Source organism: Nocardia sp. PLKS1-43 (assembly GCF_059510335.1).
Window position 1 is genome coordinate 25,611 of the sequence record NZ_JCAJZQ010000009.1, and the last position, 15,467, is coordinate 41,077.

At 67.5% G+C, this 15,467-nt stretch carries 16 protein-coding genes; 6 read left to right on the forward strand and 10 right to left on the reverse strand.

Features of this window, described 5'->3' with window-relative positions; genetic code table 11:
• Positions 1-8 precede the first annotated feature (8 nt).
• Positions 9-857, reverse strand: a complete 849-nt coding sequence (locus AC5WS7_RS27535; RefSeq protein ID WP_495957497.1) for a nitrilase-related carbon-nitrogen hydrolase — start codon at positions 855-857, stop codon at positions 9-11.
• Positions 858-964: 107 nt separating this feature from the next.
• Between AC5WS7_RS27535 and AC5WS7_RS27540 the strand changes: the two genes are divergently transcribed.
• Entirely contained in the window at positions 965-2,383 is a 1,419-nt protein-coding gene (locus AC5WS7_RS27540; protein ID WP_495957498.1) for an aminotransferase-like domain-containing protein, read from the forward strand.
• 292 nt (positions 2,384-2,675) lie between these two features.
• Here AC5WS7_RS27540 and AC5WS7_RS27545 read toward each other — a convergent pair whose 3' ends face one another.
• From AC5WS7_RS27545 to AC5WS7_RS27585, 9 genes are all read right to left on the reverse strand, one after another.
• Positions 2,676-3,599 (reverse strand): adenosine deaminase family protein, encoded by a 924-nt coding sequence (locus AC5WS7_RS27545; protein WP_495957499.1) that lies wholly within the window; start codon positions 3,597-3,599, stop codon positions 2,676-2,678.
• Entirely contained in the window at positions 3,599-5,026 is a 1,428-nt protein-coding gene (locus tag AC5WS7_RS27550) for an aldehyde dehydrogenase family protein (RefSeq protein WP_495957500.1), read from the reverse strand. The genes AC5WS7_RS27545 and AC5WS7_RS27550 overlap by 1 nt, the downstream gene beginning before the upstream one ends.
• 134 nt (positions 5,027-5,160) lie before the next feature.
• On the reverse strand, positions 5,161-5,943 hold the full coding sequence (locus tag AC5WS7_RS27555) for an SDR family oxidoreductase (protein ID WP_495957501.1): 783 nt from the start codon (positions 5,941-5,943) through the stop codon (positions 5,161-5,163).
• A 133-nt stretch (positions 5,944-6,076) separates the two neighbouring features.
• Positions 6,077-6,973, reverse strand: a complete 897-nt coding sequence (locus AC5WS7_RS27560; protein WP_495957502.1) for a dihydrodipicolinate synthase family protein — start codon at positions 6,971-6,973, stop codon at positions 6,077-6,079.
• Complete coding sequence (locus tag AC5WS7_RS27565) at positions 6,970-7,764, reverse strand: enoyl-CoA hydratase-related protein (RefSeq protein WP_495957503.1); 795 nt, start codon at positions 7,762-7,764, stop codon at positions 6,970-6,972. The genes AC5WS7_RS27560 and AC5WS7_RS27565 overlap by 4 nt, the downstream gene beginning before the upstream one ends.
• Complete coding sequence (locus AC5WS7_RS27570) at positions 7,761-8,951, reverse strand: CaiB/BaiF CoA transferase family protein (RefSeq protein WP_495957504.1); 1,191 nt, start codon at positions 8,949-8,951, stop codon at positions 7,761-7,763. The genes AC5WS7_RS27565 and AC5WS7_RS27570 overlap by 4 nt, the downstream gene beginning before the upstream one ends.
• Positions 8,948-10,315 (reverse strand): FAD-dependent oxidoreductase, encoded by a 1,368-nt coding sequence (locus AC5WS7_RS27575; protein ID WP_495957505.1) that lies wholly within the window; start codon positions 10,313-10,315, stop codon positions 8,948-8,950. The genes AC5WS7_RS27570 and AC5WS7_RS27575 overlap by 4 nt, the downstream gene beginning before the upstream one ends.
• Positions 10,316-10,320: 5 nt before the next feature.
• Positions 10,321-11,622, reverse strand: coding sequence for an MFS transporter (locus tag AC5WS7_RS27580; protein WP_495957506.1), 1,302 nt, complete (start codon positions 11,620-11,622; stop codon positions 10,321-10,323).
• Between the two features lie 104 nt (positions 11,623-11,726).
• Positions 11,727-12,323, reverse strand: coding sequence for a helix-turn-helix domain-containing protein (locus AC5WS7_RS27585; RefSeq protein ID WP_495957507.1), 597 nt, complete (start codon positions 12,321-12,323; stop codon positions 11,727-11,729).
• Positions 12,324-12,999: 676 nt separating this feature from the next.
• On the opposite strand from AC5WS7_RS27585, the gene AC5WS7_RS27590 reads away from it, so the two are divergent.
• The 5 genes from AC5WS7_RS27590 to AC5WS7_RS27610 all read left to right on the forward strand — a co-directional run bounded on the left by AC5WS7_RS27590 (position 13,000) and on the right by AC5WS7_RS27610 (position 15,458).
• On the forward strand, positions 13,000-13,506 hold the full coding sequence (locus AC5WS7_RS27590) for a hypothetical protein (RefSeq protein WP_495957508.1): 507 nt from the start codon (positions 13,000-13,002) through the stop codon (positions 13,504-13,506).
• A 98-nt stretch (positions 13,507-13,604) separates the two neighbouring features.
• Positions 13,605-13,931: a DUF3467 domain-containing protein gene (locus AC5WS7_RS27595; protein WP_495957509.1), complete on the forward strand. Its 327-nt coding sequence runs from the start codon at positions 13,605-13,607 to the stop codon at positions 13,929-13,931.
• A 17-nt stretch (positions 13,932-13,948) separates the two neighbouring features.
• Positions 13,949-14,110, forward strand: a complete 162-nt coding sequence (locus AC5WS7_RS27600; protein WP_495957510.1) for a hypothetical protein — start codon at positions 13,949-13,951, stop codon at positions 14,108-14,110.
• Between the two features lie 91 nt (positions 14,111-14,201).
• Complete coding sequence (locus AC5WS7_RS27605; protein ID WP_495957511.1) at positions 14,202-14,447, forward strand: hypothetical protein; 246 nt, start codon at positions 14,202-14,204, stop codon at positions 14,445-14,447.
• Positions 14,448-15,083: 636 nt separating this feature from the next.
• On the forward strand, positions 15,084-15,458 hold the full coding sequence (locus tag AC5WS7_RS27610; RefSeq protein WP_495957512.1) for a hypothetical protein: 375 nt from the start codon (positions 15,084-15,086) through the stop codon (positions 15,456-15,458).
• The last annotated feature ends 9 nt before the right edge of the window (positions 15,459-15,467 follow it).

Consider the following 15,467-nt stretch of genomic DNA (forward strand, 5'->3'; position numbering starts at 1 on the left):
CTCTCAGCTCACGGCGCGACGATGGCGTCGTAGGAATCCGGGCGCCGGTCCCGGTAGAACTGCCAGTCCCCGCGCACCTCACGAACCAGGCCCAGATCCAGCTCGCGGATCACCAGCTCCTCGGTGCCGGTGGAAGCGACTGCGTCAACGTAGTTACCGCGCGGGTCGACGAAATACGAACTGCCGTAGAAGGTTACGGCTGCATCGCCGAATTCGTCGGTCTCCGTCCCGATCCGGTTGTTGGCAGCGATGTAGTACTGATTGGCCGCCGCGGCTGCGGGCTGTTCCAGCTCCCAAAGCCGATTGGACAGACCGGGTTTGGTCGCTGAGGGGTTGAACACCAGCTCCGCGCCGTTCAGGCCCAGCGCCCGCCAGCCCTCGGGGAAGTGGCGGTCGTAGCAGATGTAGACCCCGACCTTGCCGACCGCGGTGTCGAATACCGGATAGCCGAGATTGCCGGGGCGGAAGTAGAACTTCTCCCAGAAACTCGGCAGATGCGGAATATGGTGCTTGCGATATTTGCCCAGGTAACTGCCGTCCGCGTCGATCACCGCGGCCGTGTTGTACAGCACGCCGGGCTGATCCTCCTCGTACACCGGCAGCACGATGACCATGTTGTGCCTGCGGGCCAGCTCGGCGAAGCGCGCGGTGGTAGGGCCGGGCACGGATTCGGCGTACTCGTAGTACTTCTTGTCCTGAACATTTCCGAAGTACGGCCCGTAGAAGAGCTCCTGGAAGCAGATCACCTGCACGCCCTCGGCGGCGGCCGCCTCGACGAACTTCTCGTGCTTGGCCAGCATGGATTCCTTGTCACCGGTCCATGTGGCCTGGGTGATGGCCGCCTTGATGGTTGTCATCGGGTGTCCTCCTTCTCGATGTTTTGTTATTCTTATTGCTAAACATTTCGTGAATATTTCATCGAGTGCCGGAAGTGTAAACCTGCTAGACCCTTCCCGAGGTGAATATGAGCAGACCGATCGTGATCGATGATCCGACCCCCGCCGGGATCGCGGGCGCCATCGCGCGCATGATCAGCAGCGGCGAACTGGCCCCGGGCGATCGCCTTCCGACCGTGCGCGAGCTGTCGGCGCAACTCGGGGTCAGCCCCGCCACGGTGAGCCACGGCTGGCAGGCCCTGTCCCAGGCGGGACTGGTCGTCTCCCGCGGACGCAGCGGCACCTTCGTTGCCGAGACGAAATCCTCGGCCCCTCGGCCTGCCCCGCCCCGCGCGGGCCGAATGGTGAAGGGCGCCACCGACGCCCGCCTGGACCTCTCGCTCGGCACACCCGATCCGGCGCTGCTGCCCGAGCTCGGTCCGCTGCTCGCGCACGTCGCCCTGAACTCCGAGCCCACCGATTACCACCAGGCGCCGGTTGTGCCCGAACTCGGTCGCCTGCTGCAACGGGACTGGCCGACCGCCTCGGGTGGGCTCACCGTGGTGGACGGCGCGATGGACGCGGTCGCGCGCGGACTGCGCGCGGTGGTCCGCTACGGCGATCGGGTGATCGTGGAGAATCCGACGTTCCCGCATTTCCTGGACTACCTGGAATACCTAGGCGCACAGCCCATCCCGGTGGCCATGGACGAGCGGGGAGTGCTCCCGGACGAATTCGAGCGCGCCCTGGCCCTGGCCCCGGCCGCCGCGGTCATCCAGCCTCGAGCCCAGAATCCCACCGGCGCCTCGATGGACGCCGACCGCATCAAGGGCCTGGCAATGATCCTGCGCCGCAGCGAAACCCCCTGCGTAGTCCTCGAGGACGACCACTCCGGCAGCATCGTCCCCACCGCCGACCTGAGCATCGGCCGCTGGCTGCCGGACCAGGTTCTGCACGTGCGCAGCTACTCCAAATCCCATGGCCCCGACCTGCGGATAGCGGCCCTGTCCGGCCCCGAGGGGGTCATCGACCGCGTCGTGGCCACCCGTATGCTGGGCCCAGGCTGGACACCGAGAATCCTGCAGCGCCTCCTGTACGAACTCCTCCAGGACGACACCGCCACCCGCGCGGTAGCCAATGCCCGTACGCAATACCGCATCCGCCGTAGCAGCTTCGCCGACGCCTTGGACCGCAACGGCGTCCGCGTCCCGCCCGGCGAGGGCCTCAATGTCTGGGTCCCTGTGGCCGACGAACGCTCGGCCCTGGTCCACCTGGCCGCCAACGGCATCCGCGTAGCCCCCGGCGGCCCCTTCTACGCCGACCCGCGCAACCACCTCCAGGCCGTCCGGGTAACGATCTCCCCGTTACGCGGCGGCGGCGAAGAGGTCGCTCGAATCCTCGCCGCCACCAGCGAACCTCACCAGGGGGACTACTTCTCTTTGGGCGGCCCCGACCGCAACTCCCCGCCCCGGCGCGGCAACGGCCGCACGACGCAGGGAATGCGGTGAGCCGGGGGCTCCTCTTGGTTCAGAGCGCGAAATAACAAGTGCACCAAAGATTCTCCTATGAAACAACCGCAACCAAGGCCTACGTCACCAGCCGACATGGTCACCAGATCGCTGCACCGACACCCGATCATCGAATGTGCGCCAGAACCATGCACGGGCCGCCCCTTGCGATCGGACCGCCGGCTCGATGCGGGTGTCGGCGGCGGTGGGTTCGATTCCGCACGAAGCGTGCGGTCCGGTCGCCTCAATCGCATGACAGTGCCGACCTCACCCGCCTGACCGGGTAGAGAGGTCACATCCGTAGCGAGTAGTCGAGGGAATTCGCCGCGAGTTCGCATACCTGATCGTCCGACAGTTGCCAGGCCTGCTGACAGCGCATGTACTCCTGCGCCAGGTCGTATCCCAGGAACAGCGGGATATCGGTGCTCAGCGTGACCGGCACGCCGGCCCCCATCAACATCGGCAGCGGATGCTCGGCGAGCGAATCGACCAATCCGAGCAGCACATTCGAGCTCGGCGCCAGGTCAAGGCACACCCCGTCGGCGGCGAGCCGACTGATCAGCGCGGGGTCGGCGGCCGCGGCCAGGCCGTGAGATATGCGCGGCGGCCGGATGTCCAGCGTCGCGGCGACGGCCTGTGGACTCGGGATCTCACCGGCATGCGGCACGCACGGCAGCCCGGCGGCCCGGGCGCGCTCGAATACCGGCAGGTACGGGGCCACCGGATGTGCCGCCTCGTCCCCGGCGAAGCCCAGCGCGACCACCCCTCGCCCGGCCCAGCGCAACGCCAGGTCGAGCGTGCGCTGCGCCGAGGCGATGCCCAGCCCGCGGTTGATCCCGAGTATCAGCCCCGCCCCGCCCGCCCCGGCGCCGTCGCGGAGTCCATCCAGCACGGCCTCCACCAGCGCCTCGTCCGGTCCCAGCCGCCCGGCGTATGTCGTTGGCGCGAAATGGATTTCAGTCCACACCACCCCACACGCCCGTTGCCGTGCACCCAGCGCGCGGGCCACCTCGCGCAGATCGTCGAGCGAGCCTATGAGGTCGCGCGCCCGCTCGTACGCGACGACGAACTCCGCCTGGTCGGCGAACGGACCGAGTGGGGGCGGCGGGGTGCCGTGGCGCGCGACGAGTTCGGCGACCGTCCCGGGCGGGATCGCGGACTCGAGGTGGGTGTGCAGCTCGGCCTTCGGCAGGGCGATGATCGCCGCGCGGTCCATCACCGGTCGTGTCCGATGTAGACGCTCTTGGTCCAGGTGTAGAAATCCACCGCGCGGGCGCCCTGCTCGCGGAAGGTGTTGGTCGAGGAGTCGCCGACGCCGCCGAACGGCACGTTCAGGTCCAGCCCGGCGGTCGGCCGGTTGACCTTCACCACGCCGACCCGGGCCCGGGCGGCGAAATCGTAGGCGCGGGACAGATCGTTCGTGCAGACTCCGGCGGTCAGGCCGTAGGACGAGTCGTTGACATAGGCTAGTCCCTGTTCGTAGTCCTCGACGTCGACGACCGCGATCACCGGGCCGAACACCTCCTCGCGAGCGAGCGGCGAGCCGTGCGCGACACCGCTGACCACGACCGGCGGCAGGTGCAATTCCGACGGCTCGGCGACCTCACCCACGTCGTAGCCCGCGGCGGCGGCCTGTTCGATCGCGGCGACGTCCTTGGCGAGCTGATCCCGCGAAACCACCGGGCCCATGGTCGTTTCCGCCGCGAGCCCGTCGCCCACACGGATGGCCGCGGCCTGGTCCCGTAGCGCCTTGACGAAGGCGTCCCGCACGCCGGGCGTCACATATACCCGCGAGGTGGCGGTGCAGGCCTGGCCGGTGAGGCCGAAACCACCGGCGGCGACGATCCGCGCGGCGCGGTCCGGATCGGCATCGTCGAGCACGAGATAGGCATTCTTACCGCCCATTTCGAGCTGCACACGGGCGTGCCGGGCGTTGACGACGTCGCGGATGGTATTGCCGACGCCCGTCGAGCCGGTAAAGGACACACCGGCGACGCGCCGATCGCGAACGAGCGCGTCGCCCGTCACGCGACCGCTGCCGTGCACCACATTCAGCACCCCCGGGGGCAGCCCGGCGTCGGTCAATGCCCGGGCCAGATGGTGCACCGACAGCGGCGTGAGTTCGGCGGGCTTGATCACCAGCGCATTGCCGGAGATCAACGCGGGCGCCATCTTCCACGCCGGGATCGCGATCGGGAAGTTCCACGGCGTGATCAGGCCGACGACGCCGAGTGGCTCGGATCGCAGGTGCACCGCGGTGTCGGGCACACCGCTCGGCAGGGTCTCGCCCTGGCTGCGCCATCCGGCCGCGCCGAAGAAGCGCAGCACGTCGATCGCGCGGCGGACCTCCCCGGTGGCCTCGGCGAGCGTCTTGCCCTCCTCCCGGGTCAGGTCCCGGGCGATATCCGCATGCCGACGGCGCAGCAGATCAGCGGCGTCGAGCAGGATCGCGCCGCGCGCCACCGGAGTTCGCGCAGCCCACGCGGCCTGCGCGTCGGCGGCGGCGGCGACAGCGGCATCGACGTCGGCGGCCGTCGAGGACGGTGTGATCGCGACGAGGTCCGACGGATCGGCAGGGTTGCGTCGTTCGACCTGCGCGGCGCCGGTCGACTCACCGGCGATGAGGTTCTGGATCTGTGTCATGGATGCTCCTGATTCTGTAATGCGCACTCGGCCTCGAATCTCGTCGTCCCAGTGTGCTTTTGGGGTCCACGGCCCATACCTGTGGACTCCGGTCGCAGGCGTGCGGGAATGACGAAGCGCGGCCGGAGCGCCGATCAAAGGTGGGCGATCATGCCGCCGTCGCAACGGATCTGGCTGCCGGTGACGTACGAGGCGAGGCGGCTGCACAGGAATGCGGCGACCGCGCCGAATTCGTCCGGCTCGCCATACCTGCGCGCGGGGATCTTCGCCAGCGACTCGGCGCGCACCTGCTCGACCCCGCGTCCGGTGCGGCGCGCGGCGGCCTCGTCGATCGCGGCCACCCGCGCGGTCGCGATGCGGCCGGGCAGCAGCATGTTCACCGTGACGCCGTCCGGGGCGACCTCGTCGGCAAGGGTTTTCAGATAGGCGGCGAGCGCGGCCCGGCCCAGACTGGAGGCGCCCAGCATCGGAATCGGTTGCTGCACACCGCTGGAACCGATGGCCAGGATCCGGCCCCAGCCCGCGGCGCGCATCGCGGGCAGGACCTCGGAGACGACCCCTACCTGCGGGGTCAGCAGGAGTTCGATGGCATCGCGCGCGCCCGTCGCGGTGAGTTCGGCGGCCGGACCCGGCGCGGGGCCCGGCCCGTTCAACACCACGATGTCCGGATCGCCGAACGCCTCGCGTGTCGCGGTGATGAGGCGTTGCGGCACAGCGGGATCGGTCAGGTCGCAGTCCACGCCGATGGCCCCGGCACCTGTCGCGCCGCGCAATTCGGCCGCGAAGACCTCGGTCCCGGTCCGCCCGGTGACGACGACATTCGCCCCCTCGGCGCTCAGGGCGCGAGCGGTCGCCGCGCCGAGCCCTCCGGTAGAAGCGAGCACCAGCGCGGTCCGGCCGGTCAGTCCCAAATCCATTGGCCCTCCAGGGCTTCGATGCGTCTTGTCAGCAGCGGCAGATACATGCGCGGCAGCGCGCGGACCGGCGAGCGCACATCGGCTCCGGGAAACGGCCGACAACGCCGAGAACACTCCCGCGCGATGCGCGAGGTCAGCCCGAAACCCATTGGCCCTCCAGGGTTTCGATATGCCGTACCAGCAGCGGCACGAGCGAGTCCGGCAGCGCCCGGCTCGGCGGGCGCACACCGGATTCGGCGATCAGCCCGCGTCGCCGCAGGCACTCCTTGCGAATCGCGAGGGCGATGCCCGCCTGCTGCTCGAAGGTGATCAGCGGCAGGAAGTCCAGCAGCGCCGCCCGGCTCTTGCCCGGGTCGGCCGCCGACCACGCCTCGACGCAGGCGACCAGCGCCTCGGGATACGAGAAGCCGGTCATCGCACCGGCGGCGCCGCAGGCGAGTTCGTCGAGCAGATTGATGCCGCCGAGCCCGCCGAAGACCGGCGCGTCGCAGTGGGCGGCCACCTCGGCGATCGCCACCGGCGTGGGCGGCGACTCGGCCTTGACCGCCGCGATGAACGGCAGGTTCGCGACCTCGCCGAGGACCGCCGTGGACACCGAGACACCGCTTGCGACGGGATAGTCCTGGACCACGATCGCCGCTCCGCTGCCCTGATGCACGGCGGTCAGATGCCCGCGCAGGGTCTCCCGTTCGCCGCTGTTGACCTGCACCATCACCCCGGCGAGCCGGTCACCGGCCACCTCCGCCGCCATGCGGGCCTCGTCCAGGACCGGCGCGGTGGCCAGGCTCGTACACCCGACCACCAGCGGCAGGTCGGTGACGTCGAGCACTGTCTCGAGCACCGTGCGCCGCTCGTCCCAAGACAGCCGCGCGGCCTCGCCGAAGACCCCGAGCACGGTCAGGCCGGTAACCCCGGCGGCTGTCGCATGCTCGGCCAGCCGGGCCACCCCGGCCTCGTCGAGGTCGAGGGTGGATCCGGAGAACGGCGTCGCCAAAACGCCCCAAACACCTTGTGCCAGATACGAATTCATCGATCGCTCCATTCCGGCGCCCGCTTCTGCTGGAACGCCAACACACCCTCGGTCGCGTTGGGGCTCTGCAGGGCCTCGATCAGCGCGGGCAGGCGCGCGGCCCGGGCATCCGAGGCGGACATGTGCCCGGTGCGATTGACCATCTGTTTGATCGCCCGCAGGGAGGTGGGTGCGCAGGCCAGGATGTCGGCCAGCCAGCGATCCACCGTCGCGTCGAGTTCGGCCGGTTCGGCCACCTCGGTGACCAGGCCCATCCGATGCAGCTCCGCGGCCGAGATCCGACGGCCGGTGAGCAGGATGGACATCGCCTGCACGTGCGGGATGCGGCGAACCAGCGAGACGATGCCGCCGTCCAGCGGGAGCCGCCCGACCCGTGGCTCAGTGAGCCCGAACGTCGCTGTGGCCGAGGCGATCACGATGTCCGCACCGAGCACGATCTCCATGCCGCCGCCCATCGCGTACCCGTTGACCCGTGCGATCACCGGGATGTCCAGCGTGGGCCGCAGGCTCAGGCCGGCGAATCCGTTGGGGTCCAGATCCGCCCAGTAGTCCAGGCCGGTCTTGGCGACGCCCGCGGACGACATGTCCGCACCGGCGCAGAACGCCCTGTCGCCGGCGCCGGTGATCACCACCGCGCGCACGGCCGGGTCGGCCTCGATATGCTCCCAGATCTCGGTGCACCGCCGCGAGGCCTTCTCGTCGACGGCGTTGCGGACCTGTGGGCGGTCGATGGTCACCCGGGCGACGCGGTCCTCGATGCGGAAGTCGATTCCCGCTGCCGCGCCGATCATTTGATCGCTCCCGCGTTCATGAGCTCGGCGATCCGCGCCTCGGAATAGCCGAGCTCCCGCAGCACCTCGGCGTTGTGCTCGCCGAGCGTCGGGGCCGGACGGCGCATCCGATGCGGCGTGCCCGACAACCGGATCGGCGGGTTGAGCACGCGAACCGTCCCCGCGCGCGGATGCTGCATCTGCGAGATCATCTCGTTCACCTCGGTCTGCGGGTCGGCGAGCGCCTGTTGCAGCGAATGCACCGGGGCACACAGGATGTCCTGCTGCTCGAGCCGCTTGACCCAGCGCTCGGTCGTGCCCTGCGCGAAACGCCTCCGGAAGATCGCCTGCAGCTGCGGACGATGCTCGAACTGCCCCTCCAGCGTGTCGTATCCGGACCGCTGGGACAGATCCTCGTCCAACTCGAGCGCGACGCTGATATCGCGCAGCGGATTCTCCTTGAAGGCGCCGACCATGCACACCGCGCCGTCCTCGGTCGGGAAGACGCCGGACAGCGGCATCGCCGCCCAGTTCACCTCGTGCCCGCGGTTGAGCTGAGTCGCGGCCTCCTGCATCTGCATGTGCAGCATCGAGTCGTACATGTTGACCTGCACCTTCTGGCCCTCACCGGTGCGGTCTCGGGCCAGCAGCGCGAGCAGGATGCCCTGACACAGGTGCATGCCGGTGGTGTAGTCGCACAGCGTCGTCGGATAGACGCTCAGCGGCGTGGTCTCGTCGGTGCGGCGCCACATCACCCCGCTGTACGCCTGCGCGATCACGTCCTGTCCGCCCTTGTGCGCATACGGTCCCGACTCGCCGAAGCCGGTACCCGAGGCCCAGACGATATCGGGCTTGATCGCCTTCAGGTCGTCGTAGCCGAAGCCCAGGCGCTCCATCACGCCCGAACGGAAGTTGCTCACCACGACGTCGGCACGGCGGACCAGATCGCGAATCACCTCGCGCCCGGGGTCGGTGCGGGTGTCGATGGTGACGCTGCGCTTGTTGCGGTTGATGGAGATGAAGATCGGATTGTCCTGCCCGTCGGGGTCGGGAAAGGAATTGCGGCTCAGGTCTCCCGCGCCGGGCCGCTCGACCTTGATCACCTCGGCGCCGTAGTCGGCGAGCATTTGTGTCGCACTGGGCCCTAGGTACACCTGGGTGAAGTCCAGGACGACGGTGCCCGCCAGCGCTCCCTTCGCGTCTGTCATCGGTCGGTCTCCTCATCGGTCGTGTCGGCCGTCGCATTCGCCGACGGTTGGTCCCCCGGGTCTGCCCCTTGATCACGCATGCGCAGCCGGATCTCCGAGATGGGCACGTCCCGCACGAGCAGCCCCTTCTGCACGGCCAGCGCGGCCGCGATTCCCGTGGCCTGCCCCTGGGCCATGCACGGTGGGATCTCCCGCGACATCCGCTGGGCCTCCGGCGTCGCGGAGTAGTGCCGGCCCGCGACGAGCAGCTGGTCCACCTCTCGGGGCAGGAGCGCGCGGTACGGCGTGTAGTAGTCCCGGCCGCGGCATACGGTGTCGGCGAAGTGTCGCCGTTGCACGACGTCGTCCTTGGTGACGATGTATTCGCCGTGCAGCAGCCGGGTCTGGCGCACGCCCATCTGCTGGGCCACGTCGAGGATGTAGGCGTTCGCGAAACCCGGTAGTTCGGAACGGATTTCGACCAGGGCCTGCTCGATGCGCTCACGTGCGGCGAACTCGGCCGAGGTCAGCGATTCGGGATCGGTGCCATCGAAACCGGTCATGTGCGGGGTGTTGCACCACACCACACCCGGCAGCGGGGTCTTGAGCCACCACAGATCCCAGGCGCCGCCGAACAGTCGTTTGATCCGGCGGTTGATGGCGCGGGCCTGCTGCGGATTCTCCTGCTCGAACGCCTCTGCCGCCGCGGTGTCGACGCCGCCGAGGCGGAAGACGAGGGTGACCAGATAGCTGTCGGTCCCGTACGGCGCGCCGGCGCGGGAGGCGACGTCGATATCGCCGGTGGTGTCGATCACCACATCACCGGTGATCGCCTGCGGCCCCTGCTTGGTCTCGACGACGACGCCCCTCATGACGCCGTCCTCGACGATCGGCCGGGAGAACCAGCTGTGCAATCGCAGGTGCACGCCCGCCTCGCGAATCAGGTCGTTCGAGGTCGCCTTCCAGCCGTCGGGATCGAAGGCGACCGCGTAGCAGATGGGCTTGGGGTTGGTGTGCGAATGGAAGTTGAACGTGCCCCAGCGCGACCACTTGTTCCACAGTTCTTGCGAGGTGATGCGCTCCTCGACGGGCGGGTAGACCGCGAGGCCCTTGCTCGCCATGCGCTCGACGTACTCGTCGACGACGCCGCCGACGGTGATCTCGTCGCCGTTGACCATGTCGTCCAGGACGAGCACCATGCCGCCGGACGCGAGGCCGCCGAGGGAGGAGTAGCGCTCGACGAGGGTGACCGAGACTCCGCTGCGGGCGGCCGCGACGGCGGCGCTGACCCCTGCCGGGCCGCCCCCGACGACGACCACATCGCTGCGGCGCGCCACCGGCGCGGCCAGGTCGTCGGTGCCGATGCGGAACTGCGCTTGGCTCATGGGAATCACTCTCCGGCGAACGTGCCGCTGTGGCGGCGGGCGAGAACATAGAGGACGACGCTGATCAGGCACAACGCGGCGACATAGACCGGGAACAGCCAGGCGGCGCCGATCTTGTTCAGCCAGACCACCAGGTACGAGGCGGTTCCGCCGAATACCGCGACCGCGACGCCGTAGCCGAGGCCGACGCCGGTGGCGCGGCAGTACTTCGGCATCAGGGAGGTGGCGATGACGTTGTACAGCGTCATATTGAGGGCGACCACGACGCCGCCACCGAGCAGGACGACCGAGAACATGCCCAGCCCGTGTCCGGTGTACAGCAGCAGCAAGAACGTCGTCGGGATCGCGGCGATGCGGGCGATCAGATAGGCCCGCGACAGTTTGATGCGATCCGCCCAGCGGCCGGTGAACAGGGAGCCCGCGAGCAGGATCACCCCGAGCATCGTCGTCAGCGCGAAGACCGTGGTCGGGTTCTCGTGGTAGGTGCCACGGGCCAGGCTGGGCAGGCCGGAGTTCCACGCGTAGTTCAACGCCTGCGCGGCGCCGACTATCGCGATCATCGCGACCAGGCCGAGCCAGTGCTTGCGCACACCGCCCCACACGCCCGCGTTGGTCTCGTGGGCCTCGCTCTCGTGCAGCGATTCGGGCAGGAAACGACGCAGGTACACCACGACGAAGCTCATCACCGCGCCGAACAGGATGGGCACCCGCCATCCCCACTCCGACATCACATGTCCCCCAACGAGATAACTCGTGATGAAGGTGACGAGCGAGGCGAGCAGAATTCCGAGGTTGACGTAGAAGCTGATGTAACCCGCGGCCCTGCCTTCCTGTCCCCGCGGCATCAGTTCGACGGCGTAGGCCGTGGACAGCGGTGCTTCCACCCCCGTCGAAAGGCCTTGCAGCACACGGAGAACGAGCAACGTGACCCCGGCACCGGTGCCGATCACGTCGTAGGTCGGCAGAACGGCCAGCACGAGGGTGGTCAGCGCCATGACGGCGACGGACCAGAGCATCACCCGGCGGCGGCCGATCCGGTCGGCGACGTTGCCGAGCAGAACACCGCCCAGCGGGCGTGCGACGAACCCGACGGCGAACACCGCCAGCGCGTCGAGTGTGGCGGAGACGGGGTCTCGGTCGACGAAGAATTTCGGTCCTATGTAGGTGGCCAGTAGGCCGAAAATCATCCAGTCGTACCATTCAAGGGTGTTTCCGAGCCCGAGGCCGAGCATGGCCTTACGGCTCGCCCGCTCCGGCGGGGATGTTGGTATGAGTGTGGCCGAGACCGGATGTGGAGTTGCGGTCATGATGAACCTTCATCAGGGGAGCACGCGGGGTCGGCCGAGTGGGCGCTCGGCCGGCCCAATGCTCAGTTGGGTTGAGATTCCGGATATCCCGCCGGAGCGGCGGATTACCAGGTTGGTGGAGTGCTGACCCAAATGGCCGTGCACTCGTCGGTATCCGACGGGTTGACGTACCAGTGCGGAATGGTGGACGGGTAGCGAATCGAATCGCCCGCCTGTAGCCGGTATCGCACACCGTCGAGGTAGACGTCCTTGGTCCCCGACAAGACGATGCCGAACTCTTCGCCGTTGTGGCGGTAGGGATTTGCGCTCGTGTCGTATCCGGGTGAGGTGACCACCCAGTTGGCTTCGAGTGCACCGTTGAGATCTGGAGTGAGCAGCTCGTACGTGCCGCCGTCATCCGAGGCGACCCCATGGCCGCCCAGTTTCCTGCGATCCTCCTTCCGGACGACGATGTCCTTGGCCTGCGACGGGGCCATCAGCTGCCCGATGGGCAGTTGCAGGCCGTGGGCGATCTGAACCAGGGTGGCGAACGAGGGGTTCCCCATGCCGCGCTCGACCTGGCTGACGATTCCGGCGCTGACGCCCGCCTTGGCCGCAAGACCCTCGGTGGTCAGGCCCCGTTCTTTGCGGAGCGTGCGGATTCGGCCGCCGACCTCACCGAGCATCGATGCGATCGTCTCCTCGTCGGGTTTATCGCCCATCGGGCCTCCCTTCAGCCGTGATCCTGATCACCGTGAACCGCCGTCACTATAACAATGGTTCCGTCAATATGATGAAGATCGGCGATTACGCTCCTGCTACGCGGACGTCACGTCCGCGTCAATCGTGCAAGGGGTGACAGGTTGCGAGCTGCGTGAGTACGGCGGCGAGCCAGTGTCGTCCGGATCCTCGATGATGTGGCGATGCGGCTCGGTGGTCATCTCGGATTCAGGAGGTCGGTGCAACACTCCTGGTTGAATGGGGATTCATGGGCAGGTTGGCCCACTCCTCTTGCGGCCTCGCCGCCACCGATCGAGGACTTGTGGCCCTGTCCGGCCTTCTTCGATCCCGGCACGATCGTGGTCGTGGTTGAACCGCGACAACTCGGCCAGCCCGGTCGCCGCTGGATCGGAGTTGCTGAGCGGTGAGTACACCCCTCTAACTTCTTTCCCCATCGAACCGAGCCAGCGCAGTGTAGGTAGCTGGCGAATACGCCACGCGTCTGTGCAGATGCTTCAGCGAGATCGGGTTGCGTGTGTTTCGGCAATGTTTCCGACCTGTTGCCACAAAGTTGCCGAGGATCGGTGGGCTTCGGTGAGAATGGCTTCGGCACGCGAGTTCTTCCAGCAGCACCCTGATTGTCAATCCACACATCCATCGTTGGAAGGGAGTTCGACCATGGCGGTACAGGAGAGCAGTGGTACGACGACCCAGCGCCGGGAGATCGATGTGCAGGCGGAAGTGGAAATGCTGCGGCTGCGGCTGGACGAGGCCCGGCAGGAGACCCAGAACGCTCGCCAGTACGCGATGCAGGCATCGGGTCTCGCGCGCCAGGCGCAGGCGCAGGCGCGGCAGGTGCAGCATCAGGCCCAGCATGCGCAGCAGGACGCCAACCAGGCCAACCAGCAGGCCCAGCAGGCCCGCCAGCAGGCGATCCTGGCCACCAACCAGGCCCAGCAAGCCCAGACCGAAGCCGACCGGGCCCAAAGCCAGGCCCAGCAGGCCCAGGGCGAGGCCAACCAATCCCAGCAGCGGGCCGGCAGCGCCCAGGAACAAGCCGACCAGGCCACCCAACTGGCGCAGCAAGCCGAGGACCAGGCCAGCCGGGCCCAAGACCGGGCCGGTCAGTGGGAGATGCAACTTCACCAGATCCGCCAGCAGGCCCGGCTCCAACAGGGCCGCTGACCCAGCGAGGATGACACTGTGATCGCAGTGTTGGCGACCGGCCGTACCCGAGAGCTGGTACGGCCGGTTCGTCAGGCCTGCCGCCCGGGAGATCCGCGGTGAGCGGCCCGGCTCCGCCGCCCGCGGACGAACCCGATGTCGACGTCGAGGTCATCGTGCCAGAGATGGTCGGTGCCGGGGTGTATGCCAACGGGTTCACCTGCTGGTACAACCGCACGGACTTCACTCTCGATTTCCTGGTCTATCTGCCCAGCGAACCGGGTGGGGTCAACGAGACCGGGCACGCGGCGATGCGGCAACCGGTGCAGGTCACCTCCCGGGTGAAGTTCCCTCCCGCGCTGATCTTCCGGCTCATGCAGACGCTCAACGACAGCATGAACAACTACGAACGACAATTCGGCCCTATCACCCACCTGGGTGAATAACCCTGCCCGGAGAGAATATGCAGACCCCGAAATCAGGCCCTGTCACCCTCATCGCCGGCCGGCGCGACCGCCTCGTCATCTCCGATCCGGCCGTGCGGTACCGGCCCGAGCCGATCCCCGGCCGTCATTACTTCGTCACACCCGTCGCACCGCACAAGCAACCCGAACCCACCGAATAGTCCCGAGAATCACCCAGCAGGCCAGCCCTGCTTCGACTGCGATCATGACGACGAACCAGAACCACCAGTGCCGCCCGGATCGAGTGGACGCATGACAACTCCGATCAACATCGTTACTTGGTGGGGTGAACTTGCGGTTCGTGGGGTCCGCCGTGATCGGTCCGACGCCGGCAAGATCGTGAAGGCGCTCGTCGAGTTGGCGCGAGAACAGATGGCCGCAAGCCATGTCGTCGTGATGACCGCGCCGCGATCGGTGGCGGGAGTTCACCTTTGCCGCGCCGCCGGTCTATGCCGAGGCGGGCGCGACAATTCGATCAGGACCACGTCCAGATGCTGATACACGACTATGTCGCGGGCGCGGCGACCTACGAACTGAGCAACAGATTCGGTGTCGACTGCCGTACCGTCAGCGCGATGTCCCGATGTCCCGATGTCCCGATGTCCCGATGTCCCGATGTCCCGATGTCCCGATGTCCCGATGTCCCGATGTCCCGATGTCCCGATGCGCCGACGTGACCTGTCTCGCGACCAGATCGACGAGGCGATCCGCCTCTACGGTCTCGGTCGTTCCTGGCACGAGTCGGGAAACACTTTGCCGTCGATCCGGCCACCGTGTTGAATCGTCTGCGCGAGCGTGGTGTCCGCACTCGCGACACAAACGGGCGGGCTCGCCCCTGACGCCAATCCCCGACGACCGGGTGAGACCCCACCCCCGACGAGCATGGCTCGCAGTCGCGGCAATGAAAGAGTGCCTTCCGAACTAATCAATACCGAGCCGGAAAAGAGCACACCTCGGGAGGCCAAGTAGAACAAGAAAACAGGCGCTGACCAGGAGCTATGTGATACCCGACCGACGCTGGTCTCATGGCTGAAAGACAGTAAAACCCCTGATCAACAGCACCATTCATCTTAATTTGTGGACTACATAGGAGGTTATGCGAGGAAGGATTACCTCAGAGATCGCTTCCAAGCCATGAAGGATCGCCTTGCCTCCGTGCCGCATCGGGAGCCCGATCCGGTTGTCCCGCGCAGGCTCAAGCGTCACCTGAACCAAGCAGTGCGTGACGAGATCGTGGCGAAGTACAAGGCTGGCATGCCGTCAACGCAGCTCGTGCGTGAGTATGGGATGGCCAAAGGCACGGTGCTGAAGCTGCTACGAGATGCTGGCGTCGCGATGCGGAACCAAGGATTGAGCGGCGGCCAGATTGCCGAAGCCGACCAGCTGTACAAGTCAGGGCTGTCGCTCGCTCGCATCGGTGAGCTGCTCGGAGTCGATGGCTCCACGGTCCACAAGGCGCTGCTTCGACGGGGAGTCACCATGCGGGACACGCATGGACGGGAGCGGTGAACGGAGACT